Here is a 23,234-nt window from a genome sequence, read left to right on the forward strand (position 1 = left end):
CCTCCAATTTCCATCCTGTTGCACTGCCAGACGCAGTGATTGTTCCCATTCGTTCAATGGACTGCCGCAAACGTCGGTAAAAGCACGCGATAGATCTGAATGACCGCAGGGCCGAGCAGCACGACAAACAGCGAAGGAAAGATGAAAAAAATCAGTGGGAAAAGCAGCTTGAGCGCGATCTTTGCCGCTGCCTCTTCGGCACGGAACTTCCGTTTGGTGCGTAGGGTGTCGGAGTGGACGCGCAGCGAATCCGCCATACTTGTCCCGAAGCGCTCCGCCTGGATCAGCATGGCGACCAGCGTATCCACATCTTCAACCCCGGTACGCAATGCCAGGTTTCGCAATGCCTTCTCTTTCGAAAATCCGGCGCGCATTTCCATCAGCACAAGCTGCAGCTCGCTGCTGAGCACTTCACTCTTGATGTGGATCTCCTCGGCCACTTTTGTCAACGCACTGTCGAGGCTCAACCCTGCTTCCACGCACACAGTCAGCAAATCAAGCGCATCGGGAAAACTTTCGAAGATTTCGAGCTGCCGTTTTTCGACGGTATGCGCCAGGATTCCGTTTGGTAGGTAATAGCCGATTGCTGCACAGAGCAGCAGCAAAAATAGAAACAAGTTACCGTTTGTGGAGCCAAACCGTGGTGCGGCGAGCAAGGTAGCAAGCAGCGGCACTCCGATCGCGAGAACAGTCTTTGCTGCGAAATAGATGGTCGGTGCGGAAGGATTCCGCCAGCCGGCATTCATGAAGCGCATCCGTAACGGCGAACTTTCCCATCCCTCTTCAGGCACCGACAGCTTCGCAACTGGCTTCGCCAGCTTCGCCAGCTGCTCGATCCACCCGTCGTCGGATGCTACCCTGTCCGTTGCCCCTGTCAGATTCGTGAGGCGCTGCCTGGCTTTGCTCGGCACCAACGTCACCATGACAACTAAAGCCAGACCGAACACGATGCCAAAAACCACGACAAGAAATAAAAGTTGCGGATTGTTCATTGCCATCTCCCCGATCACGGCGTCAGATATGAATGCGGATGACGCTGCGCATCCATAGCACGCCAAGCGTCATGAATACTGCCGCGCCGCCCATCAGGACAGGACCGATGGGATCCACGAACAAGACCTTCATGTATTTTGGATTAATGATGGTCAGCAAGCCGCCGACGCAAAACGGCAGAAGCGCGAGGATCCAGGCTGACAACCTGCCTTCCGCCGAGAGCACCCGGATGCGCCCGAGAAGCTTCAGTCGGTCCCGGATGATCTGGCTGATGTTGCGGAGTATTTCGGCAAGATTGCCGCCGGATTCGCGCTGAATCAGCACGGCAATCACGAAATAGCGCAAATCTGTCAAGGGAACGCGAACGGCGAGATTCATGAGTGCCTCATTCATCGGAACGCCATAGTTAATTTCGTCGAATGCGATGCGAAACTCGCCGGCGATCGGATCCTGCATTTCGTCGCCGACCATCTGCAATGCGCTGGGAAATGCGTGGCCTGCCCGCAGGGCGCGGCTGATAAGATCAGCGGCCTCCGGCAACTGCACTTCAAGCTGGGCAAGGCGCTTTCTGCGCGCGCGCTGCATCACTGCAAGAGGAATGAACATGGCCGTGACACCGGCCAGGAATGACAGTGCGACCGGGAGACGGAGCAACATCGCGCCTATCGAGCCTGCGATGAACGCGAATACCGAGTAGGTCAAGAACTTCGACACGGACCACTGCAGGCCGGATTGCGTCAGGTATCGATCCAGCATATGGACGCGCGGCACGTTCAGCAGCAAGCGTTCCACGGCTTGCGATTCGCTGAGATGCCGATTCTTCAGTATTGACATCTGTTCGCTGCCGCCATGCGCGCCCGCGGACAACATGCGCAGGCGCTGCTCCATGCGCTTTGCTTCCCGACCTCGGGTGGAGGACCACCATATGTAGGCGCCCTCCACGGCAAAGATCACGGCAGCGAACAACAGGGCTGCGAAGATATAAAAAATTGTATCCACCTGACTCCCCTTTTTTTGATGCCATGTTCACGCATGCGGATTATTCGAATGTCCTCTGCGGATCGAACAGCGTGTCGGGCACCGGCACGCCGAACGTGCGCAGGCGATCGACAAAGCGGGGCCTGATGCCTGTCGCCGCGAAGTGCCCGAGCACTTTTCCGTCCGGACTCGTGCCGGTATGCTTGAACGCAAAAATCTCGTGCATGGTGATGACCTCGCCTTCCATGCCGGTCACTTCCTGAATGCTCACCAGCTTGCGTCCGCCGTCAGTCATTCGGGTGACCTGGATCACTACCGTAATGGCAGAACATATCTGCTGCCGGGTCGCCCGCTGCGTCAGGTTCACGCCGGCCATGCCCACCATGTTTTCAAGGCGCGCGAGGGCGTCGCGCGGGCTATTGGAGTGGATTGTTGCAAGCGACCCTTCATGGCCGGTATTCATGGCCTGCAGCATGTCGAGCGCTTCCGGGCCGCGTACCTCACCGAGGATGATGCGGTCAGGACGCATGCGCAGGGCGTTGCGCACCAGCGCCCGCTGCGACACCTCGCCCCTCCCTTCGATATTAGGGGGCCTCGTTTCCAGCCTGACGACATGCGGCTGCCGCAGTTGCAGCTCCGCCGCATCCTCGATGGTCACAATTCGTTCGCCCGACGGGATAAAGCCTGACATTACGTTCAGCAACGTCGTCTTGCCGCTGCCCGTACCGCCCGAAATCAGGATGTTGATCTTCGCCTTCGCCAACGACTCCAGCAATTGCACCATGGGTGGCATCAAGCTCTTGAACGACAGCAAATCGCTGACTGTCAGCGGATTGACGGCAAACCGGCGGATCGACAAGATAGGTCCGTCCACTGCCAGCGGCGGAATGATGGCGTTCACCCGCGACCCGTCCGGGAGGCGCGCGTCGACCATGGGACTGGCTTCGTCGACGCGGCGTCCGACGCGCGAGACGATTTTCTCGATGATCTTCATGAGGTGCGTATTGTCGTGGAACACCACACTCGTCAATTCCAGCTTTCCGGCGCGCTCCACGTACACCTTATTGAAGGTGTTGACCAGGATGTCGGAGATGGTTGGGTCTTGCAGAAGCGGCTCCAGCGGTCCGAAACCCAGCATCTCGTGCTGGATGTCGAGGACCAGGCTGCGGCGCTCGGCATGATTGATGACGATGTTGTCTTCGTCAATGATGCGCTCCACCAGCAATCCGAGCTCTTGCTTGAACTGGGCCGTGGTCAGGTTCTGCAACCGTTCCAGGTCGATGCGGTCGAGGATCGCCTGGTGCATTTCCCGCTTCAAGGCCTGGTATGCCGCTCCTGCCATGGAGGCTTCGTGTCCGTTCAGCCTGCTCCTGCCATCAACAACGGAAAATGTCTCACGTAGTGTCACTTGCTTTCTCCTTGCCGCAACGGCCCTGATGCCTGTTCTGTGATTGCGCCTTATGCCTTCATGTCGCCTAGCTGCAAGCCGCGATTGAACAGACGGACAATGAATCCCTTGCCTTCCGTTTCCCTCACGCCTGTCGTTTTTCCCACCATGCCAAGCAAGCTTTTCGCCACGGCGCCATGTCGCGCCAGTCGCAGGATCGGCACACCTTGGTTGATCGAATCGCTCACCGGGGCATAGCTGTTCGGTACCGTGTACTCCACCTTGCCGAGTACCGCCTCGAGGTCCGCCAGGCGAAGATTGCCTCCGGCGTCGTAGCGGTTGACGATCAGGCGGATTTTTTCGCGGGAATAGCCAAGCGAGCGGAAGATGTCCAGCAACCGGCGCCCGTCGCGAATGTAAGGTAGTGCGAGCTGCAGGACGGGTTGGATAACGTCGGCATTGTCGAGCGCCCGGATGGTGACCGCGTCGATCTGCCGTCCCACGTCGAGCAAAATATAGTCGTAGCAGTTGCGCGCCAGTCGCAGGATCGTATCGATATGCTCCGGTGTGATATCCGTCGAGCGTGCAGGATCGTCGGACGCTGCCAGGATTCCGAAATTGGGAGCTACCTCGACCAGGCAAGACTCGAGGAATGCCGCATCGAGGCGGTCGATTTGAACGCATACATCGGAAAGTGTCATTGCCGGCTTCTTGTCCGACACATACAACAACGCATCGCCGAACTGCTGGTTCAAATCGATCAGCAAGACCTTCTTCTTGGCCATGGTTGCCAGGGCATGGCCGAAATTTGTTGCAAGATAGGTCGCGCCGCTCCCGCCTTTGCAAGAGATGAAAGACAGGATCCTGCCTTGCCTGAATACGAATTGAGCCTTGTTGGCGATCCGGTCCAGCGCGTCCGAAATGCTCGCGTGTTCGAGCGGGAGCGTAACGACTTCGCGCACGCCGGCACGCAACGCGCGCATCAAAAACTCCGGCGACTGGTCAGGCGTCAGCAGCATGACGGCGACTTGCGGGTACTGCGCGTTGAATTTCTCGAGCGATAAGAAGTCGGCGCTGTCGATATCCGTTGCATCCAGCATGACGAGTTGCGGCAAGTCGGACATCAGAAGTTTTGCGGCATGTTGAAATCGCCCTTTCGTCATCGAGACGGCAAGCAGCGGGGTACGCGCGGCACAAATAGCTGCGATCTGCTGCTGAAGATATTCGTCATTTGTAATGCAGAGCGATTTCATAGCGATATTTCATTCCGGTTGACATTGCTGCAAATGGGTGACGGCACAATGACTGCATTCAGCTGCATAAGGAATTGCTGGTGCTGTTGAGACTCTCGCGCGGCAGCGTCGTGGAAAATGCCGGCAAATTGACAGAAAATTCCATGAACGGAATGAAGGTTTCGACGACTGTGTTGGACGCAATGCTGACGGTGACCGTCTGGCAGTTTCCGGGCCCGCAGCCGGCAGGCGAGTAGACGACGGAAATATCGTCCGGCTCAAGAATGTTCAGCATTCCTCGCATCCGGTTTCGGATTGCCGGGGAGTTGATATCGCAGACAACCGCCACGCGCGCGCCCAGGCGCGTCGCCTCGCTGGCCGTATTCATATAAAAAAGCACGCGACTCAACTCCATGATCCCGATTAGAAGAAGGAGAAAACCGCCAATGCTGGCCACGAGCGCAAACTCCAATGCCGCCACGCCGCGTTGTCTGGATTTGAATGCAGGTCGAGATGGCTTCATACGATTTGCCTCATGACGGCCCGGATATCGTTGAAATCCAGGGAGGCCGAATTTGTGACGAACGGCAGCCCGAGAAATTCAAACTGATATCCGGTGATACGCACCTCGACAAGATTGACGACGCCCAGACCGGTCTCGACATTCAGGTAATCCCCCTGGGCCGCGTCCGTGCAGTTGGCGAAATGTATACGGTCACAAATCTGCACATGGACGGTCGTGAGCCCGGGCACCAACGGCGAGCCGCTGCACGCTGTGTTTCCATGCACAACCAGGCATCTCGCGTCCGTTTGTATGTCCGCGTAGGCCTCGTCGGTCGGATTGTTCTGGCTCAGGATTCTGACGCCGTCACGCACATTCTTGACGAGCGTGTTGTACTGGTAGAGTGCGCGGCCGTATTCGACGACGCCGAAAGCAAGGAGCATCATCGGTAACAACAGTATCGCGTACTCTACTGCGGCAACACCTCGCATTGCCGCCCGCTTTCCGGGAAATCCTTTCTGCAGTTTGTTCATCTTCGTCCGCATATTTGCTCACTGAACCAGGGTAGGTACGAGCGGACCTTGACTGACGCCGCCTTGGCCGGGCATGCCAAGCGAAGCGCATGGGCTGTTCAGATCGGTCGATCTTCCGCGATATTCCAGATACATCCTGTCTGCTCCGGTCCCGGTTCCGCCTGCACTGTTGTTGATGGGATGTAGCATTAATACGCACGCCCACTCCAGAACCGGCGTAGTGGAGCCGCTGGTGAAGCCAGCACAGTCGACGATAGGGGCGATGGCAAGCCGGCGATCGGCCGCGTTTGCGGCCAGGTACCCGCTACCTTGCGGAGTGCCCTTGGCATTCAGGCCCGTGCTGTCATTTCCCTGGTAGGCCTCGTTGGTCGAGCGTTTTACCCGGAAGTCGGAATACGCATTGGCTCGCGAAGGCCAGTTCACCTCCGTATACGCATAGCCGGTAAAGTCGGGGACTGCACTGCCCAACGGTGTCCCGCCGAAATATATGCCGAACCGGCTGTTCCACTCGTCGGCTGCGGAGGAGATATTTCCCGGCTGTCCTACCTCTGATCCAATCGAAGGAAGATTGCACGTACCTGGCCCTTTAAGAACTGCTCCCAATTCACTCGCGCCGCCACCCGGCGGAGTAAAGTCGATCCATTTGAAATTGCCGGTCAAGCCTCCTCCACCGGCATTCTGATCACCGGAAGGACCGATCGCCCCTTGTACCCACGTCCCTGCTGCGGTATCTTCCGGCACCGCGGTATGACAGATCGCGACCGGCAACGCACAATTTGTCTGCGCGGCGACACGCGTCGCCACAGCTCTCGCACGTACGGCTTGTGCACCGATATCGACGCCGGGGAGCATGTTCAACACTTGCATGAACCAAGTCTCGATGCTTTCCCTGCCGACGGTGCAACGGACGAATCGCATGTCGAGCGCATCGGCGGCGCTGATTGCCGCTTTTGTCGCGTAGTCGCCGTCGAGAGTGCGACTGAATTCGACACTGTCATCCACTGCCAGCGCAATGTTCTCGTCTTGAAACATTACCCTGCCACGCCCTCCGGTCGTCATCCCTGCCGACTCGGCGATGGCAAGCTGATTTGCGCTTACGCCGGTCAACGCCTGCGCCGCCGCTAGGGCGCAGGCGTCGGCGCCGTTTTGCAATTCCGACTTTGCAACGTAAAGCCTTCCGAGATCGAGTGCCAGGCCGACGAAGCTGACGAGCACTACGATCGATACTGCAACGATGACTGCAACGGCTCCGCGCTGCTGCCGGACGGGGGGCATATACAAAGATGCATTGAAAGATCGGGGCATTGTCATGCTGCTCATCCAATATCGATCATGTATGAACTCTATCGGTTGCCGCCGACATTAATCGTGAAGACATTCTGCTGCGGTTCCTTTTCGGCAAAGGATTTCTGATAGCGCGTCATGGCCTCTTTCGCCGCACGTCCGTCGATACCGCTGACCGGATCGGCGTTGCGCGATGCATCCGGATCGATGATTTGTCGCGCCGTCGCTATCCTTACCGACTCGCCGAACGCAGCATCCCAGCCCGGCGTCGTCGGTGCACAGCCGGCAAGCAGTAAGGAAAAGGCGGCCGGTAATACGTCTTTCAGCAAGCCTTTTCGCCGACACCGTGTCTCATGAATGCTCATGGCTTTCTCCTATTTCAATTCGAATCCGCTGAGACTTCCCTGCTGCACCGGTTCGCCGGCGGGCGGGGTACCGGTTTGCGGAGAAGCTTTCGGCTCTGCCGCTTTTCCCTCCAGGCGGCCTTCAAGGAAAAGCTCGGGCCGCGTCGGGTCGGGAGCCTTGTCAGTCGGCAGCGCATAGTTCGGCGGCAGCGGCTTGACCAGGCGCGGCGTGACGACGAACAGCAATTCGGACTTGTCCTGCTGGAAGTCGGTGCTGCGGAACAGCGCGCCGAGGACAGGCACTTCTCCAAGTATGGGAAGCGCCTTGATGTTGGAGACAACGTTATTCTTGATAAGTCCGCCGATCGCAAAGCTCTGGCCGTCGAATAGCTGCACCGTGGTAGACGCACGCCGTGTCGTGATGAGCGGCAGGATTGCCCGACCGGTCACACCAATTGCCGTAATACCCACGCCTTCGCGCGACAGTTCCGATACTTCCGGCGCGACCTTCAGGTTGATTCGCCCACCTGCCAGCACCGTGGGTGTAAAGCGCAGGCCCACGCCGAATTCCTTTTCCTCCAGGGTGATTCGCGTTCCGCCGGTCACACTATCCTGCGCGACCGGAATCAGGATCTTGCCGCCGGCAAGGAAATTTCCCTCCTGCCCGCTGATCGCCATGACTGTCGGCTCCGCAAGGATCTTGACCAGGCCGTCACGCCTTTCCGCTTCCAGCGTTACTGAATTGCCGTTGGTCTTCGTTGCATCTAGAAGGCCGTTCGCCGTGCCCGTCAGGAAGTTGGAAAGCAGCGTATAAGTCCAGCTTCCGCTGCTTGTCTGCAGCGCGCTGCCGACGCCCAGTTTGTCGAGCAGTGATTTCGATACTTCGGCGACTTTCACTTCCAGCATGACCTGCTGCGGTGCCGCGACGTTCAGCAAGTTAACGATGCGGCTTTGCTGGCCGCGCTGTCCGGCACCTTGCATGCCCGCGCCACCGCCGTCCTTGCCGGCGGACTGGACGCCGCTCTGCACTTCGGCGGCAGGCCGGCGTACGAATGCGTTGGCAAGCTCGACCGCGCGGCTGACTGCCGTCGCATCGGCGACTGTGCCGCTCATCACTAGGGTATCCGCGGCCGAGGAGACTCGGATGTTCTTTTCGTCGGGCAGGAACTCGGATAAGGCTGACTGCAGTCCCGCGGGGTCCATGCCCACTACCACATCGATGGTTGTGCATGTGCCGCTTCGTCCCTGGATAATCATGTTGGTCGTGCCGAGATCGACGCCCAGCACGTAAAGCGTCTGCGGCGACACCATCATGGCCTGCACGACTTCAGGGTTGCCGATGGTGCGGTTGACTACGGGTTCCGGCAGCCGCAGCAGCGTGGATTTGCCGAGCGGAACCGAGAGTCTTCCGGGAGACGGCACGTCGCCGGTGCACTTTGGCCCCGCCATCGCCTGTCCTTGGGTTGCGCTTCCCGCGGCATTTGTCTTCGTCTGGCTGCGCGCCGTTCCGCCGGACTGCGCTACCTTGACCGGTTTGGCGTTTTCGCCGGTTTGCGCTGTCAGAACGCCGGCTTCCACTGCCGGCTGCGCTTGCGCGCTCCCTGCAGCGAGGGCCAGGACGGCGGCGCCGATCCTGCTCCGTGACGCCACAAGGAATGCAGGGACGCCGCAGTTTCGCATGCCTTTTTGATGATTCATCGAATTACTCCCTTGTGTTTTTGGGATGCCACTTTTTTATTCTCAGTAGCACTCCTGTGAGCCGCGCAGTCCGTTGACGACGCCGACGCACGTCTGCGGCGCAGGCGTGGACGTGCGCATGACGACTTTTTTCACGAATGGCTTTTTCTGCGGAGCGGTCACCGGCTCCTTGTCATTCAGCAGCGCGGCTTTCGTCGCACCGTCGGTGGCGCCCGGTTTGGGGTCGATCTGATTGCGCAGCACGAGCGACAGCGTGCCCACACTGCGCGCAAGGTCGAGTTTCTCGGCCTCGTCCGGCGCCACCTCGAGCGTGACGGCATTGACGACGCGGGGTTTGGTGTCATCGCGGCTCACTTCCTGTGCGACTGCCAGCACCAGGATGCGCTCAAGCACGATTTTCGAAATGGTGTGGTCCTTGTCGTTGCGCATGCCCTCCTTCTGCGTGCTGACAATGATGTCCACATAATTTCCCGGCAAGGCAAAGCCGGCTACGCCGATGACATCGTTCACGCGTACCGTAATTGCACGCTTGCCCTCGGCGATCACTGCCGACAGTCCGCCCTTTGTTCCTACGGGCGCGAGCTTGCTCTCCATTACCGGCTCGCCGCGCATCAGGGTCGTTTTCAGAACGCGGCCGTCGAGCTTTTTCGGATCGGTAAAGGATCCCGGCGGCATGCTGCCTGCGGGCCAGTCCACCAGCCTGATCATTTCAGGTGCCAGGCGTTGGCCCAGGTTGACATCTGTCGCCACGACAGCGATTTTTCCCACGCCCGAAGCCGATTTCTCCACCAGCCACCTGGACGCGAAGAACACTGCACCTAAACCGGCGACCAATGCAACCAGGATCATTAATACGGCACGTGTATTCCTCATTTCATTCCCCATTCAAGAACATGCACCCTCATCCTGCTTATTCCCCTGTACCGTCTGCTTCATTTCGTTGTCGATACCGCTCCGTCATAGTGCTTGGCAAAGTAAGTGCGCCACGCCCGTGACAAGGCAAGAACGGTCATGACGGGTGTCTCGCTCCTGAAGCGTGCATAGTCGACCACCTGGCCCAGGAGATCTCGCGGATAGCAGGCAAGCAATGGCCGCCCGCTTGCCGCATGGAGTTCATCGATCAGATAGCGAAAGGCACTCTCTTCGTAGGGAATGTCGAGTACGTCGGCATGATGGCGAAAGACCGCGCGATATTCGTCCTCGCTTAGTGGGCCTACATGAATCTTGTAGCCGAGGCGCCGCAGGAACGATTCGTCGGCCAGGGTATCCGGTAGCATGTTGGTCGAAAACACGACGGACACATCAAACGGCGCGTCGAACTTGTAACCGGTATGCAGGGTGAGATGGTCGCGGCCTCGGTCGAGCGGCACGATCCAGCGGTTCATCAGATCCTTCGGCGCGACCCGCTGGCGGCCGAGATCATCGACAATGAAAATCCCTCCATTGGCCTTGAAATGCGGCGGCGCCTGATAAAACCCATTGTTCCTGTCATAGCGGAGCTCCAGCATTTCAAGGGTCAGTTCTCCCCCGGTCAGCACGATGGGCTTCTTGCAGGACAGCCAGCGCTCGTCGATGTTGCGACGTTCGAACGAGGTGGGATCCGCAGCCTCCTCCACCGGTTCGTGCACAAGCGGATCGAACACCTGGATGATTTCATTTTCAACAGTGATCGCATAAGGAATCGCCACCAGCCCATGCATCACACGGCTGAGGCGCTCGGCGAGGTAGGTCTTGCCGCTGCCTGCAGGCCCGTAAAGGAAGATTGGCCGCCCAGAGTTCATCGCCGCGCCGACCTGCTCGCGCACGACGGGATTCAGTGTGATGTCGGCAAAGGCTTGCGCCATCTCCTCCTGTGTCACGCGGTTCTGCTGCACGGACTGGCGGCTGAACATGGCGCGGTAGGCATCCAGCGACACCGGGGCCGGACCGACGTAGCGGCAGCGGGACAAAAACTCTGCCGTCCGCTCCTTTCCGGCGCCGGTAAGCTGGTACTGGACGTCCACATCCGTTTCGCCGCGGCGTGTGACTTCGGCAAGGTGCTCGGTCACCATGAAGTGAAGCACCTTGTTGAGGACGTTAATTGACAGCTTGAGTTTGTGCGACAGCACAGGAAGCTGGATTTTTCCGGAGGCGCCAATCGTCTTGGCGATCAGTTCGATCAGCAGCGATTCCGACAGCCCGGTCTCCTCAAGGCTGCGAGGAATTGCTGGCAGCAGAAACCCCGTTGAAGAGTTTGTGTCCTGGTGACCCGGTGTGCTTTCAGCCGGTGGCGCATGAAAAGTAGTCGTCATGACGCCTCACCAAACAAAAATCCATGCTCTACAAGCAGCATGGTCACGGTGCCCAATGCTATGGCAACACCGTACGGAAGCCTCCCCACGCTCCGGGCGGGCATGTCGTTTTCCTCTTGCGCCATGACAGATGAACGAGCCCCGCGCGACAGCACAATTTCCGAAATGTTTAGCGATGCCTGTTTGATCTTGCCCTTCAAGACAATGGCTGCCAGCGCCCATGCCCCGCCGATCAGGAAGGTCGCCAACGCCACCTTGAATGCCATCGACGCACCGACAAAGGACCCGACAGCGGCCATCAGCTTCACGTCACCGGCGGCCATCCCGCGCAGCACGTAAAACGGCAAGAACAGTACAAGTCCGGTCAACATCCCGGTCAACCATGCTTTCCATCCAGCGCCGTCAGGGCTAAATACATGGAGCATCAGGGCTGCAGCAAGTCCGGCTGCGATGAGCGCATTGGGAATCCGACGGGAAGAAAAATCGGATGCTGCTGCGGCGCATACCATCAATACGAGGATAATTTCCGGATACATTTTTCTACCTCTCGCTTCGCGCCAGGAACTGTCGAATTGGCTTGACTTGCGATGTCAACTTTTTATTGTTGGAGTGGAGCGGATTACTCCGCTCCATTTTTGACTTGATTAAGGAATTGCAGGAACAGTAGCGGTGCTCAATTCATTGCCGATATTGGTGAACAGTGTTTCCAGCCCATCCCCCAGAATTACTGCGCCCGCTGCCATAGAAAGCGCAATCAATGCTGCAAGCAAGGCATATTCAATTGCCGTTACCCCTTCCTCATCCTTCAAAAACTTCATCACTGCATTCATGGGCTACTCCTATGTCGGTTAGTGAAGAGAACTGCATATACTGGCCTGCTTGCTTCCGCCTCTCCCTGCTGGTTCAAGGCTTTTTCGTTTAGCGGCGCAGTGATCACAGATTACGTTTTGGACGCTGCGATGTTAATAGTGCACATGCACTACGATTTCCTCGCAGCGGCCGAGAGTACTTGCTGTTAGTCAGAGAATGGAGCGTCCGTTGCTGCGGGACAGCGGTCGGTTCATCACGGATACGCATGGACCTATGCGTGTTGTCGAGTCGCTGGGCGTGAATAGAAAGGATCGATGCGATTGCCGGCATCCGTTGCCGGCGTCGAACGCAAGGAATTTCTTGCAGTGGAAGAACTGATGCCTGCAATCATGACTCGGCCGACGACGAGGCGGTCGCTGCGTTCGCGGTGAGCAGGAAGTAGTTGATTGAATCGGCGCGGGCGACGCATTGCGCACTGCGATGACGTGCATCGCAGTGCGAATGGTTGATGAGGATTAAACGCGTTACGGCTTCTTACATGTTGCGGCGATACTGGCCGCCGACTTCGAACAACGCATTGCTGATCTGGCCCAGCGAGCACACGCGCACCGCATCCATCAGTACCGCGAACACGTTCTCGTTGTTGATCACCGCCCGCTGCAGGCGCTGCAGCAAGACCGGCGCCTGGGCCGCATTGCGCGTCTGGAAGTCGGCGAGGCGCTTCAACTGCGACTGCTTCTCGTCCTCCGTGGAGCGCGCCAGTTCGAGCGATTGCGGGATCGCTTCGCCCTTCGGATTGCGGAAGGTGTTGACGCCGATGATGGGCAGCGTGCCGTCGTGCTTGAGCTGCTCGTAGTACATCGACTCTTCCTGGATCTTGCCGCGCTGGTAGCCGGTTTCCATCGCGCCCAGCACGCCGCCGCGTTCGGCGATGCGCTCGAATTCCTGCAGCACAGCTTCTTCCACCAGGTCGGTCAGCTCGTCGATGATGAAGCTGCCCTGGTTCGGGTTTTCGTTCTTCGCCAGGCCCCACTCGCGGTTGATGATGAGCTGGATCGCGAGTGCGCGGCGCACCGATTCGTCGGTCGGCGTGGTGATCGCTTCGTCGTAGGCATTGGTGTGCAGCGAGTTGCAGTTGTCGTAGATCGCGATCAGCGCCTGCAGCGTGGTGCGGATATCGTTGAAATCGATCTCCTGCGCGTGCAGCGAGCGGCCGGAGGTCTGGATGTGGTACTTCAGCTTCTGGCTGCGCTCGTTGGCGCCGTACTTGTCGCGCATCGCCACTGCCCAGATGCGGCGGGCGACACGGCCGAGCACGGTGTATTCCGGGTCCATGCCGTTGGAGAAGAAGAACGACAGGTTGGGCGCGAAGTCATCGATGTGCATACCGCGTGCGAGATAAGCTTCGACGAAGGTGAAGCCGTTCGACAGCGTGAAGGCAAGCTGCGAGATCGGGTTCGCACCGGCTTCGGCAATGTGGTAACCGGAAATCGACACCGAGTAGAAGTTGCGCACGCGGTTGTGCACGAAGTACTCCTGGATGTCGCCCATCACCTTGAGCGAGAACTCGGTCGAAAAGATGCAGGTGTTCTGGCCCTGGTCTTCCTTCAGGATGTCGGCCTGCACGGTGCCGCGCACGTTCTCCAGCACCCATTCCTTGATCTTGGCGGCTTCGTCGTCCGTCGGTTCGCGCTTGTTGTCGGCGCGGAATTTGGTCATCTGCTGGTCGATCGCGGTGTTCATGAACATCGCAAGGATGGACGGCGCCGGACCGTTGATCGTCATCGACACGGAAGTCGCCGGGTTGCACAGGTCGAAGCCGTCGTACAGCACTTTCATGTCGTCCAGTGTCGCGATCGATACGCCGGAGTTGCCGATCTTGCCGTAGATGTCGGGACGCGGGGCCGGGTCGGCGCCATACAGCGTGACCGAGTCGAAGGCGGTGGACAGGCGCTTGGCGTCCATGCCTTCGGACACCAGCTTGAAGCGGCGGTTGGTGCGGAAGGCGTCGCCTTCGCCGGCGAACATGCGGGTCGGGTCTTCGTTCTCGCGCTTGAAGGCGAATACGCCGGCGGTGTACGGGAAGGAGCCGGGCACATTCTCGGCCATCAGGAAGCGCAGGATTTCGCCGTGGTCTTCGAACTTCGGCAGTTGCACCTTGCGGATGGTGGTGCCGGACAGGGTCTTCTGCACGAGGCGGGTGCGGATTTCCTTGTCGCGGATCTTGACCACGTAGTCTTCGCCGGAATAGGCGGCCTTCATGTCCGGCCACATGGCGAGCAGTTTCTTCGCGCTCGGGTCCATCGCGTTGTCGCGCTCGACGATCAGGTCGTCGAGGTCGGCCGTCTTGCTGCAGGCGGCCGCCATGCGTTTGGCTTCCTGCAGTTGCTGGCGTTCGCGGGCCAGCTTGACCTGCTTCGCGGTGTTCCTGTGATAGCCGCGCACGGTATCGGAAATTTCGGCAAGGTAGCGGGTGCGCGCGGGCGGCACGATCGCGTTCTTGCCGGAGGAGAAGCGGACGTTGACCGGCGCGAGCTTGCCCGCCTGGGCCTTCAGCCCGAGTTCGGTCAGCTTCGGCAGCAGGCCCTGGTAGAGCGCGGTGACGCCGTCGTCGTTGAAGCGGGAGGCTTGCGTGCCGTAGACCGGCATCTCGTCCGGCTTCTTCATGAACAGTTCTCGGTTGCGCTGGTACTGCTTGGCGACGTCGCGCAGCGCATCCTGCGCCCCCTTGCGATCGAACTTGTTGATCGCAACAAAATCGGCGAAGTCGAGCATGTCGATCTTTTCGAGCTGCGAGGCGGCGCCGAATTCCGGCGTCATCACGTACATCGATACATCCACATGCGGGACGATGGCGGCGTCGCCCTGGCCGATACCGGAGGTCTCGACGATCACAAGATCAAAGCCTGCGACCTTGCACGCGGCGATGACATCGGGCAGCGCCTGCGAGATTTCCGAGCCGGCTTCGCGCGTGGCGAGCGAGCGCATGAAGACACGCGATTGGCCGTTCCACGGATTGATCGCATTCATGCGGATGCGGTCGCCGAGCAGCGCGCCGCCCGACTTGCGGCGCGACGGGTCGATGGAGACGACGGCGATGTTGAGCGCATCGTCCTGGTCGAGCCGGATGCGGCGGATCAGTTCGTCGGTCAGCGAGGACTTGCCTGCGCCGCCGGTGCCGGTGATGCCGAGGACCGGGGTCTTGATGGTGTCGGCGGCCTTGTGCAGTTCGGTCTTGAGCTTGCCGTCGGCCTTGTCGTTTTCGAGCGCGGTAATCAGTTGTGCGAGCGGGCGCTGGCGCTCGACCATCTCCCCCTTGGTCAGCGCGTCAAGCGAAGTCGGTGCGTAGGAGGACAGGTCGACGTCGCACTGTTCGATCATCGACACGATCATGCCGGCGAGGCCGAGCCGCTGGCCATCTTCCGGGCTGAAGATGCGGGTCACGCCGTAGGCATGCAGGTCTTCGATCTCGGACGGCACGATCACGCCGCCGCCGCCGCCGAACACCTTGATGTGTGCGCCGCCGCGCTGCTTGAGCAGGTCGATCATGTACTTGAAGTATTCGACATGCCCGCCCTGGTAGCTGGAAACGGCGATGCCCTGCGCGTCTTCCTGCAGCGCCGCGGTGACGATCTCGTCGACCGAGCGGTTGTGGCCGAGGTGGATGACTTCCGCGCCGTTGGACATCAGGATGCGGCGCATGATGTTGATCGAGGCGTCGTGCCCGTCGAACAGCGAGGCCGCGGTCACGAAACGGACCTTGTTGGCCGGTTTGTATTCGGTGATCTTCTTGGCTACGGAGAGGTCGGTCATTGGCTTGTCTCTTTATAAATATTGAGGCGGCTTTGCGGGCGGCCTATGCTGGGAATGACGTTTACGTTAACGTCAAATCTAGCACAACGTCAATCGGCTTGCCGTCGTTGGGATGACAGTGTTTCTGCCAGGTATCGGACGGGTAGGGTGCGCCTTGCGCGCCGTTAAGACGCGGGCGCCGGCGGTGCGCGGCGCACCCTACTTCCTTTATAGGTGAAAAGACGAAGGCTTACGCGGCATGCGGCATTCCATGCAGCGATGCCTCGAATTTCTCCAGAAGAACCTTCCGCTCTTCCCGATACTGCTGCACCGCCTTCTCCTTCACGTGCCCGAAACCGCGGATCTTCTCCGGCAGTGCGGCAATCTGCACCGCCAGTGCCAGGTTGTCCTTGTCGAGCTTGTCGAGCAGGGAAAGGATCGTGCTGCGGTACTCGTCGATCAGCGCACGCTCCATCCGGCGCTCGGCGGAGTAGCCGAAGATATCGAGCCTGGTTCCGCGCAGCTTCTTCAGCTTCGCCAGCACGCCGAAGGCTTTCCACATCCAGGAGCCGTATTCCGCCTTGACCAGATGGCCCTTGGCGTCCTTCTTTGCCAGCAGCGGCGGGGCGAGGTTGAACCTGATGCTGAAGTCGCCTTCGAATTGCTGCTTGAGCTTGTCGACGAACTGGCCGTTGGTATACAGGCGCGCGACTTCGTACTCGTCCTTGTAGGCCATGAGCTTGAAGTAAGCAGTCGCTACTGCACGGGAGATCTTGTCACCTTCGCCAAGTTTGCTTTCGGCAGCGCGGACGGTGTTGATCAGCGCTTCGTAACGGCCGGCATAGGCCGTATCCTGGTATTCGGTCAGGAAGGCGACACGGCGCTTGACGAGGCCGTTCAGGGTCTGCGGCATCTGCAGCAGGACCGGCTGGCCGGGGATGGCGATGCGTTCGACGCGGGCGAGATCCACGGCGGCGCGGCGGCCCCAGAGGAAGCTCTTCTTGTTGGACTCGATGGCCACGCCGTTGAGCTCGATGGCGCGCAGCAGGGCGGCTTCGGAAACCGGCAGGGCGCCTTTCTGGTAAGCAAAGCCGAGCATGAACAGGTTGGTCGCAATGGAGTCGCCCATCAGCGCGGTGGCAAGGCGGGTGGCGTCGATGTAGTCTGCGCGGTCGGCGACGGATTCATTGATGAGCGCCTGCACTTCCTGCAGCGGGAATTGCCAGTCCGGGTTCTTGGTGAAGTGGCCGGTCGGTTGCTGGTGGGTGTTGAGGACGGCGCGGGTGCGGCCGGGGCGCATCTTGGAGATCGCGTCCTGCGCACCGGCGGTCAGCATGTCGCAGCCCAGCACGAGGTCGGCCTCGCCCGTCGCGATGCGCTGCGCACGGATCATGCCGGGCACTTGCGAGATGCGGATGTGCGAGGTGACCGAGCCGTTCTTCTGCGACATGCCGGTCATGTCGAGCACCGACACGCCCTTGCCCTCAAGGTGGGCGGCCATGCCGATCAGCGCGCCGATGGTGATCACACCGGTGCCGCCGATGCCGTTCAACAGGATGTTGTACGGGGCGTCGCAACCGGGGATGACAGGTTCCGGTAACGGACCGAAGTCGTCTTCCTTCGCCACACCGGTCTTCGACTTCTTCAGCGTGCCGCCCTCGACCGTGACGAAGCTCGGGCAGAATCCCTTCACGCAGGAATAATCCTTGTTGCAGGACGACTGGTCGATGGTGCGCTTGCGGCCGAATTCGGTTTCCAGCGGCATGATCGAGGTGCAGTTCGATTGCACGCCGCAGTCGCCGCAGCCTTCGCAGACGGCATCGTTGATGAACAGGCGCTTGTTCGGGTCCGGGTATTCGTTCTTCTTGCGGCGGCGGCGTTTTTCGGCGGCGCAGGTCTGGTCGTAGATCAGGACGGTGACGCCGGGGACCTCGCGCAGTTCGCGCTGCACGGCGTCCATGTCCTTGCGGTCGTGCAGGGTGACGATGGCAGGCAGGGAAGAACGGTCTTCATAGCGGCCCAGGTCTTCGGTCACCAGCGCGATGCGCTTCACGCCTTCTGCCACCATCTGCTGCGCGATCATCGGCACCGAAGTGATGCCGTCCACCGGCTGGCCGCCGGTCATGGCGACCGCATCGTTGTAGAGGATCTTGTAGGTGATGTTGACGTTGGCCGCGACCGCCGCGCGGATCGCGAGATAGCCGGAGTGGAAATAGGTGCCGTCGCCGAGGTTCTGGAACACGTGCGGCAGTTTGGAGAAGGCCGCCTGGCCGATCCACGGCGCGCCTTCGCCACCCATGTGCGTGGTCAGCTTGTTGTGTTCCGGATAGATCGCGGTCGCCATCACATGGCAGCCGATACCTGCCAAGGCAAGGCTGCCGTCCGGTACCTTGGTGGAAGTGTTGTGCGGACAACCGGAGCAGTAATAAGCGGGGCGCGGCGGCGTGTTCACCGCCTTGCACAACACCTTGTCCTTCGCTTCCAGGAATGCCAGGCGTGCCTTGATCAGGTCGCTGGTGTGGAAGCGCGCGATGCGCTGCGAGATCACGCGCGCGATCTGTGCAATCGAGAAGTCGGCCTTCGACGACAGCAGCCATTCGCCGCGCGGATGCACCCATTCGCCTTTTTCGTCGAACTTGCCGATCACGCGCGGGCGCACGTCGTCGCGCCAGTTGTAGAGCTGCTCCTTGAGCTGGTATTCGACGATCTGGCGCTTCTCCTCGACCACGAGGATTTCATCCAGGCCCTGCGCGAATTCGCGCACGCCGTCCGGCTCCAGCGGCCAGGGCATGGACACCTTGTACACACGGATGCCGATGTCGGCCGCCATCTTCTCGTCGATGCCGAGCTCCTCCATCGCTTCCAGCACATCGAGGTAGGACTTGCCGGAGGCGATGATGCCCAGCTTCGCCTTCGGGCTGTCGATGGTCGTGTGGTTGAGCTTGTTGGCGCGCGCGTAGGCGAGGGCGGCGTAGATCTTGTAATCCTGCATCAGCGCTTCCTGCTTGCGCGCCTGGATGCCGAGGGTGTCGGTGGACAGCCGGGTATTGAGGCCGCCTTCCGGCATGATGAAGTCGGTCGGGTATTCGATCTTCAGGCGGAAGGGATCGGCGTCGACCGAAGCGGTGGATTCGACGGTATCCGCCAGTGCCTTGAATCCCACCGCGCAGCCGGAATAGCGCGACATCGCCCAGGCGTGCAGGCCGAGGTCGAGGTATTCCTGCACGTTGCAGGGATACAGCACCGGGATCATGCAGGCGGCGAAGATATGGTCGGACTGGTGCGGCAACGTGGAGGAATACGCGCCGTGGTCGTCGCCGGCGACCAGCAGCACGCCGCCGTATTTCGACGTGCCGGCATGGTTCATGTGCTTGAAGACGTCGCCGCAGCGGTCCACGCCGGGACCCTTGCCGTACCACATCGCGAACACGCCGTCGTATTTGACCGGTCCGATCAGGTCCACGGTCTGCGTGCCCCAGACGGCAGTCGCCGCCAGGTCTTCATTCACGCCGGGAACGAACTTGATGTGGTTTTCTTCGAGGAGTTTCTGGGCCTTCCACAGGTTTTCGTCGAGGCCGCCGAGCGGCGAGCCGCGATAGCCGGAAATGAAGCCGGCGGTATGCACGCCGGCAGCCAAATCGCGCTGGCGCTGCATCATCGGCAAGCGCACGAGCGCCTGGATGCCAGAGATAAAGATCTTGCCGGTGGTGGAAGTGTATTTGTCGTCCAGTTTGACGGACGCGAGGGCAGGTTTGCCGGCTTGCGCGGCGTTGGCCTGCCCAGCAGTGGCCACTGCTGTGTCGGGCATGGTTTGTCTTCTCCAAAAGGTTATTTCAGATAGCAGCTGGCAGGAGTCGCCGGGTAAGGCGAGGTAATGCCAGATTGCAAGACCGGGGTGCCGGTCATGAGCGATTTTGCATGCAAATGCGCTACGAAGAGAAGTTTAGGGCGGCAGGCTGTCCGGCGCAAATACGGAATGCGGATAGGGGTATAAGAAAAACTTATTGCATCAGTGATGCAGGACACTTGCACCCAGCCAACGCCCGCTGAGGCAGAGTTCGCTCGTGACGTCCAGCACCAGCCGCGCCACTGCGGCAGCGGCGTTGGTCAGGGGAATGTTGCGGGAAGAGCACAGCACCACGGTCCGGGAAATGCTGTGGCCGGTGATTGGATACGCGACGAATTCGCCGCGTTCGATTTCGGACAGCACCGGCGCCACCGGCAGGATGGTCGCGCCGATGTCAGCCTGCAGCGCGGATTTCAGGATAGCCACCGAATTGATGTCGATGACCTGGCCGATCGACAGGCCGGCTGCCTGCACCACGCGCTCGATGCGCGGCCGGACGCCATGCTGCAGCCCGGGCAGGATCAATGGCGCGTGGACGGCCTTGGCCAGCGGAATGCTCTTGCGCCCGACCGCAAAGCGCGATTCGGCGCGGGTGATGAACATCAGCTCTTCTTCCACCAGCGGCGTCACGGAAAACGCGCCGAGCTGGCCGTCGTCGAACAGCACGGCGAGATTGATGCGGCCGGATTTCAGCTGCTCGATCAGGTTTCCGGACAGTTCTTCCGTCAACTGCAGCGAAATCTCCGGATAGTGCGCACGCACCGCGGTCAGCAGCGGCAGGGCCAGCGCGCTGGAGACGCTTTGCGGCACGCCGAGGGCCACCGTACCCGAAGGCTTGTCGGTGGATTGCGCGACGGCCCATTTGGCATCCTCGACCTGTTTGAGGATGGCCTGTGCGTGTTCGTAAAAGGTCTTGCCGGCGTCGGTCGACATCACGCCCTGCGCCGAGCGGTGCAGCAACTGCGCGCCCAGTTCCTCTTCCAGCTGCCGGATCTGCTGCGTCAGCGCCGGCTGCGCGATGTGCAGCACGCGCGCCGCACGCGAGAGCGAGCCGTGGTCGACGATGGCGACGAAGTAGCGGAGTTGGCGCAGTTCCATGAGAAGGATTCTAGCCGACCGGCTTGATGGCCTTGTGCTGTATATAAGACGAGAGGATCAGCGAAGTGGATGTCACGCCGCAGCGTGTGAGCTCGACAATGACCTTCTCCAGCTCGGTCACCGAGGAGGCGACGACTTTCACGATGCTGCAGTCGTCCCCCGTGATCGAATGGCATTCGACGATCTGGGGCACCTGCGCGGCGACCACTTCCACCGGGGTTTCATGGCTGCGCTTGGACACGCGGATGAAGGCGGTGATGCCGTAGCCGAGCGCCGCCGGATTCACCTTCGCGTGGTAGCCGGTGATCACGCCTGCTGCTTCCATGCGGCGCACGCGCTCGGCCACCGCAGGCTGGCTCATGTGGATACGACGCCCGATTTCGGCCAGCGTCGTGCGCGCATCCGCCTGCAGAATCTCCAGGATTCTGGCGTCCATCGTGTCGAATTCGATTTTCATGGCAAATCCCTTGAATTTTGATGAAAGTGAAAGTGCAAGGATGGTTTTGCCTTGGATTATCCATTCAAAACGCCTTTCGTGCCGCATACACTGTTTTGACCGATAACCGGGCAAGAACAAGCGGAGAACCTCATGAGCCTCGACACCTATTTCATTTTCCTGGTCACCACCGCGGTGATCTGCCTCACACCTGGCCCGGCGGCCTTGCTGATCGTTGCCCAAGGCATCTCGAACGGTTTCCGCCGCTCGTGGTGGGCGATTGCGGGCATTGCGGTGGCCAATGCGATTTATTTTGCCCTGTCTGCAACCGGTGTGGCGGCGCTCATTGTGGCCAGCGGCACGCTGTTCTCGATCATCAAGTGGGTGGGGGTGGCCTATCTGTTCTACCTTGGCATATCTGCCATCCGCAGCAAGGCGAGCGCCCTGACAGTGACCAGCGATCCCGGCGAAGCAGTCAGCGGATTGCGCGCATTCTGGCAGGCCGTCGTGGTGGAACTGTCCAATCCGAAGGCATTGCTGTACTTTGTCGCGTTGCTGCCGCAGTTCATCGACCCGGCCAAGCCGGTCGGCATGCAGATGCTGGTCTTCGGCGTGACCACCGTGGCGCTCGACGCCGCCGCTTACAGCATCTACGCCTGGCTGGGCAGCAAGACGCAGCGTTTCACGGCCAATGCCGGCTTCGTGAAGGCAAGCAACCGCACTGCTGGCGGCCTGCTGATGGTCGCCGGCGCCATGATGGCGACGGTCAAGCGCGCGATTTAAATCAGAAGAATTCGACGGTGTCGTTCGACACCTCGGAATGCAGTTCCCCGCTCTGCACCAGTTCGTCGTAGTAGCACACGCGGTTGCGGCCGTTGGCCTTGGCGTAGTACAACGCCTGGTCTGCGTGGCCGAGGATCATCACCGGCGATTCGGTGGAGATGCTGGCGAAGCCGAGGCTGACCGTCACGCGGCCGACCTGGGGGAATTCATGCTTCTCGACGTTGGCGCGGAAGCGTTCGAAGATCTTGCGCGCGTCTTCCAGCGTGGTCGAGCGCAGCAGCACGACGAATTCTTCGCCGCCGAAGCGGAACACGCGGTCTTGCGCGCGGAAGGATGAGCGCAGCAGGTTGGCGACCAGGATCAGCACTTCGTCGCCGTACAGGTGGCCAAACTGGTCGTTGACCTTCTTGAAATGATCGATGTCCACGACGGCCAGCCAATGGCCGACGTTGCCGTGCGCATGGCGGCGCTCGACCTGGTCTTGCGGGTGCCCTTCCGGGATGGCGGTGGACAGCAGGCGGGAAAACTTTTCGTCGAAGGTCTTGCGGTTGAGCAGGCCGGTGAGCGAGTCGCGCTCGCTGTAGTCGAGGATGTTCTGGTAGTTGCGATAGACGCTCAGGATCCCCTCCATCATGTGCAGCGTATTGCTGTTGTATGGCGTGGGATTGGTGACTTCCAGGCAACTGCTGACCTTGTCGTTCAGCCAGACAGGCAGCCAGAGGACGCGGTCGCCGGAGGCGGTGATTTCTTCGACGCAGGACTTGCGCTGCTTGATGCTGTCGACCAGGGCGGGATACTTGTCGAGCGCATCGCCGGTGCTTTCGCTGGCCAGGTTTTCCTCGACCGATACCACTTTGCCATCCTTGATCCAGACACGCGGACGGACGAACAGCTCATCGCGGTAGCGGAACAGCTCATGCACGCGGACCTGCCGCGCGCCGACCAGCTCATGCAGCGCCGTCACCACCGAGCTGTCGAGCAGCGTGTGGTCGCGCTGGCAGGTAATGTCCACCAGGTGCTTGAGCAGTGCTTCCATCATCAGAATCCTGGTCGGCTCCCTGCAGTGATGCAGACCAGGCGCAACCGGGTATGTGTGCGAAATGGTGTCGGCATGAAAGCGGGCGTGTTTGAAATCTCTGTGCTTGGCGAAGACGTCGAACCCATTGCTGCGCTGCACACTGCGCGCAGCAGGATTGTCCCCGATTGTCATTATTGTGTATGCAGCG

Annotated in this window: 19 protein-coding genes; 1 reads left to right on the forward strand and 18 read right to left on the reverse strand. The window is 60.1% G+C overall.

Features of this window, described 5'->3' with window-relative positions; all coding sequences use genetic code 11:
• Positions 1-53 precede the first annotated feature (53 nt).
• The 17 genes from AC3WOY_RS15950 to AC3WOY_RS16030 form a co-directional block, all read right to left on the reverse strand.
• Positions 54-992: a type II secretion system F family protein gene (locus tag AC3WOY_RS15950; RefSeq protein WP_492425496.1), complete on the reverse strand. Its 939-nt coding sequence runs from the start codon at positions 990-992 to the stop codon at positions 54-56.
• A gap of 22 nt (positions 993-1,014) precedes the next feature.
• Complete coding sequence (locus AC3WOY_RS15955) at positions 1,015-1,992, reverse strand: type II secretion system F family protein (RefSeq protein ID WP_492425498.1); 978 nt, start codon at positions 1,990-1,992, stop codon at positions 1,015-1,017.
• A gap of 40 nt (positions 1,993-2,032) precedes the next feature.
• The gene (locus AC3WOY_RS15960; protein WP_492425500.1) at positions 2,033-3,379 is read right to left on the reverse strand and encodes a TadA family conjugal transfer-associated ATPase; all 1,347 of its coding nucleotides are present in this window, start codon (positions 3,377-3,379) and stop codon (positions 2,033-2,035) included.
• A gap of 50 nt (positions 3,380-3,429) precedes the next feature.
• Positions 3,430-4,611 (reverse strand): CpaE/TadZ family protein, encoded by a 1,182-nt coding sequence (locus AC3WOY_RS15965; protein ID WP_492425502.1) that lies wholly within the window; start codon positions 4,609-4,611, stop codon positions 3,430-3,432.
• 58 nt (positions 4,612-4,669) lie between these two features.
• Positions 4,670-5,113 (reverse strand): TadE family protein, encoded by a 444-nt coding sequence (locus tag AC3WOY_RS15970; protein WP_492425504.1) that lies wholly within the window; start codon positions 5,111-5,113, stop codon positions 4,670-4,672.
• Positions 5,110-5,625: a TadE/TadG family type IV pilus assembly protein gene (locus AC3WOY_RS15975; protein WP_492425506.1), complete on the reverse strand. Its 516-nt coding sequence runs from the start codon at positions 5,623-5,625 to the stop codon at positions 5,110-5,112. Before AC3WOY_RS15975 ends, AC3WOY_RS15970 begins: the two co-directional genes overlap by 4 nt.
• 18 nt (positions 5,626-5,643) lie before the next feature.
• Complete coding sequence (locus AC3WOY_RS15980) at positions 5,644-6,945, reverse strand: pilus assembly protein TadG-related protein (protein ID WP_492425508.1); 1,302 nt, start codon at positions 6,943-6,945, stop codon at positions 5,644-5,646.
• Between the two features lie 23 nt (positions 6,946-6,968).
• Positions 6,969-7,274 carry a hypothetical protein gene (locus AC3WOY_RS15985; protein WP_492425510.1) on the reverse strand — a complete coding sequence of 102 codons (306 nt, stop codon included), beginning with the start codon at positions 7,272-7,274 and terminating at the stop codon, positions 6,969-6,971.
• 9 nt (positions 7,275-7,283) lie between these two features.
• The gene (locus AC3WOY_RS15990; protein ID WP_492425512.1) at positions 7,284-8,951 is read right to left on the reverse strand and encodes a type II and III secretion system protein family protein; all 1,668 of its coding nucleotides are present in this window, start codon (positions 8,949-8,951) and stop codon (positions 7,284-7,286) included.
• Positions 8,952-8,993: 42 nt separating this feature from the next.
• On the reverse strand, positions 8,994-9,824 hold the full coding sequence (cpaB, locus tag AC3WOY_RS15995) for a Flp pilus assembly protein CpaB (protein ID WP_492425514.1): 831 nt from the start codon (positions 9,822-9,824) through the stop codon (positions 8,994-8,996).
• A 59-nt stretch (positions 9,825-9,883) separates the two neighbouring features.
• On the reverse strand, positions 9,884-11,242 hold the full coding sequence (locus tag AC3WOY_RS16000) for a DUF8689 domain-containing protein (RefSeq protein ID WP_492425516.1): 1,359 nt from the start codon (positions 11,240-11,242) through the stop codon (positions 9,884-9,886).
• Positions 11,239-11,778, reverse strand: a complete 540-nt coding sequence (locus AC3WOY_RS16005; RefSeq protein ID WP_492425518.1) for an A24 family peptidase — start codon at positions 11,776-11,778, stop codon at positions 11,239-11,241. Before AC3WOY_RS16005 ends, AC3WOY_RS16000 begins: the two co-directional genes overlap by 4 nt.
• Before the next feature lie 108 nt (positions 11,779-11,886).
• Entirely contained in the window at positions 11,887-12,072 is a 186-nt protein-coding gene (locus AC3WOY_RS16010; protein ID WP_492425520.1) for a Flp family type IVb pilin, read from the reverse strand.
• A gap of 514 nt (positions 12,073-12,586) precedes the next feature.
• Entirely contained in the window at positions 12,587-15,865 is a 3,279-nt protein-coding gene (gene icmF / locus AC3WOY_RS16015) for a fused isobutyryl-CoA mutase/GTPase IcmF (RefSeq protein ID WP_492425522.1), read from the reverse strand.
• A gap of 229 nt (positions 15,866-16,094) precedes the next feature.
• Positions 16,095-19,652 carry an indolepyruvate ferredoxin oxidoreductase family protein gene (locus tag AC3WOY_RS16020; RefSeq protein ID WP_492425524.1) on the reverse strand — a complete coding sequence of 1,186 codons (3,558 nt, stop codon included), beginning with the start codon at positions 19,650-19,652 and terminating at the stop codon, positions 16,095-16,097.
• A 201-nt stretch (positions 19,653-19,853) separates the two neighbouring features.
• Positions 19,854-20,789: a LysR substrate-binding domain-containing protein gene (locus AC3WOY_RS16025; protein WP_492425526.1), complete on the reverse strand. Its 936-nt coding sequence runs from the start codon at positions 20,787-20,789 to the stop codon at positions 19,854-19,856.
• A gap of 10 nt (positions 20,790-20,799) precedes the next feature.
• On the reverse strand, positions 20,800-21,246 hold the full coding sequence (locus AC3WOY_RS16030; RefSeq protein ID WP_492425528.1) for an Lrp/AsnC family transcriptional regulator: 447 nt from the start codon (positions 21,244-21,246) through the stop codon (positions 20,800-20,802).
• Positions 21,247-21,378: 132 nt separating this feature from the next.
• Here AC3WOY_RS16030 and AC3WOY_RS16035 point away from each other — a divergent pair, with 132 nt between their 5' ends.
• Positions 21,379-22,008 carry a LysE family translocator gene (locus AC3WOY_RS16035; protein ID WP_492425530.1) on the forward strand — a complete coding sequence of 210 codons (630 nt, stop codon included), beginning with the start codon at positions 21,379-21,381 and terminating at the stop codon, positions 22,006-22,008.
• A gap of 1 nt (position 22,009) precedes the next feature.
• Here AC3WOY_RS16035 and AC3WOY_RS16040 read toward each other — a convergent pair whose 3' ends face one another.
• Positions 22,010-23,044 carry a GGDEF domain-containing protein gene (locus tag AC3WOY_RS16040; RefSeq protein ID WP_492429325.1) on the reverse strand — a complete coding sequence of 345 codons (1,035 nt, stop codon included), beginning with the start codon at positions 23,042-23,044 and terminating at the stop codon, positions 22,010-22,012.
• Between the last annotated feature and the right edge of the window lie 190 nt (positions 23,045-23,234).

It is taken from the genome of Noviherbaspirillum sp. FW303-A3 (assembly GCF_058788695.1).

What these genes read in the sequence shown, in the direction of transcription:
- AC3WOY_RS16010 (WP_492425520.1), bottom strand. Translation starts at nt 12,072, where the DNA reads ATGAATGCAGTGATGAAGTTTTTGAAGGATGAGGAAGGGGTAACGGCA.
- AC3WOY_RS15980 (WP_492425508.1), bottom strand. Translation starts at nt 6,945, where the DNA reads ATGAGCAGCATGACAATGCCCCGATCTTTCAATGCATCTTTGTATATG.
- AC3WOY_RS15975 (WP_492425506.1), bottom strand. Translation starts at nt 5,625, where the DNA reads ATGAACAAACTGCAGAAAGGATTTCCCGGAAAGCGGGCGGCAATGCGA.
- AC3WOY_RS15970 (WP_492425504.1), bottom strand. Translation starts at nt 5,113, where the DNA reads ATGAAGCCATCTCGACCTGCATTCAAATCCAGACAACGCGGCGTGGCG.
- AC3WOY_RS16005 (WP_492425518.1), bottom strand. Translation starts at nt 11,778, where the DNA reads ATGTATCCGGAAATTATCCTCGTATTGATGGTATGCGCCGCAGCAGCA.
- icmF (WP_492425522.1), bottom strand. Translation starts at nt 15,865, where the DNA reads ATGACCGACCTCTCCGTAGCCAAGAAGATCACCGAATACAAACCGGCC.
- AC3WOY_RS16030 (WP_492425528.1), bottom strand. Translation starts at nt 21,246, where the DNA reads ATGAAAATCGAATTCGACACGATGGACGCCAGAATCCTGGAGATTCTG.
- AC3WOY_RS16025 (WP_492425526.1), bottom strand. Translation starts at nt 20,789, where the DNA reads ATGGAACTGCGCCAACTCCGCTACTTCGTCGCCATCGTCGACCACGGC.
- AC3WOY_RS16000 (WP_492425516.1), bottom strand. Translation starts at nt 11,242, where the DNA reads ATGACGACTACTTTTCATGCGCCACCGGCTGAAAGCACACCGGGTCAC.
- AC3WOY_RS16020 (WP_492425524.1), bottom strand. Translation starts at nt 19,652, where the DNA reads ATGCCCGACACAGCAGTGGCCACTGCTGGGCAGGCCAACGCCGCGCAA.
- AC3WOY_RS16040 (WP_492429325.1), bottom strand. Translation starts at nt 23,044, where the DNA reads ATGGAAGCACTGCTCAAGCACCTGGTGGACATTACCTGCCAGCGCGAC.
- AC3WOY_RS15985 (WP_492425510.1), bottom strand. Translation starts at nt 7,274, where the DNA reads ATGAGCATTCATGAGACACGGTGTCGGCGAAAAGGCTTGCTGAAAGAC.
- AC3WOY_RS15990 (WP_492425512.1), bottom strand. Translation starts at nt 8,951, where the DNA reads ATGAATCATCAAAAAGGCATGCGAAACTGCGGCGTCCCTGCATTCCTT.
- cpaB (WP_492425514.1), bottom strand. Translation starts at nt 9,824, where the DNA reads ATGAGGAATACACGTGCCGTATTAATGATCCTGGTTGCATTGGTCGCC.
- AC3WOY_RS16035 (WP_492425530.1), top strand. Translation starts at nt 21,379, where the DNA reads ATGAGCCTCGACACCTATTTCATTTTCCTGGTCACCACCGCGGTGATC.
- AC3WOY_RS15965 (WP_492425502.1), bottom strand. Translation starts at nt 4,611, where the DNA reads ATGAAATCGCTCTGCATTACAAATGACGAATATCTTCAGCAGCAGATC.
- AC3WOY_RS15950 (WP_492425496.1), bottom strand. Translation starts at nt 992, where the DNA reads ATGAACAATCCGCAACTTTTATTTCTTGTCGTGGTTTTTGGCATCGTG.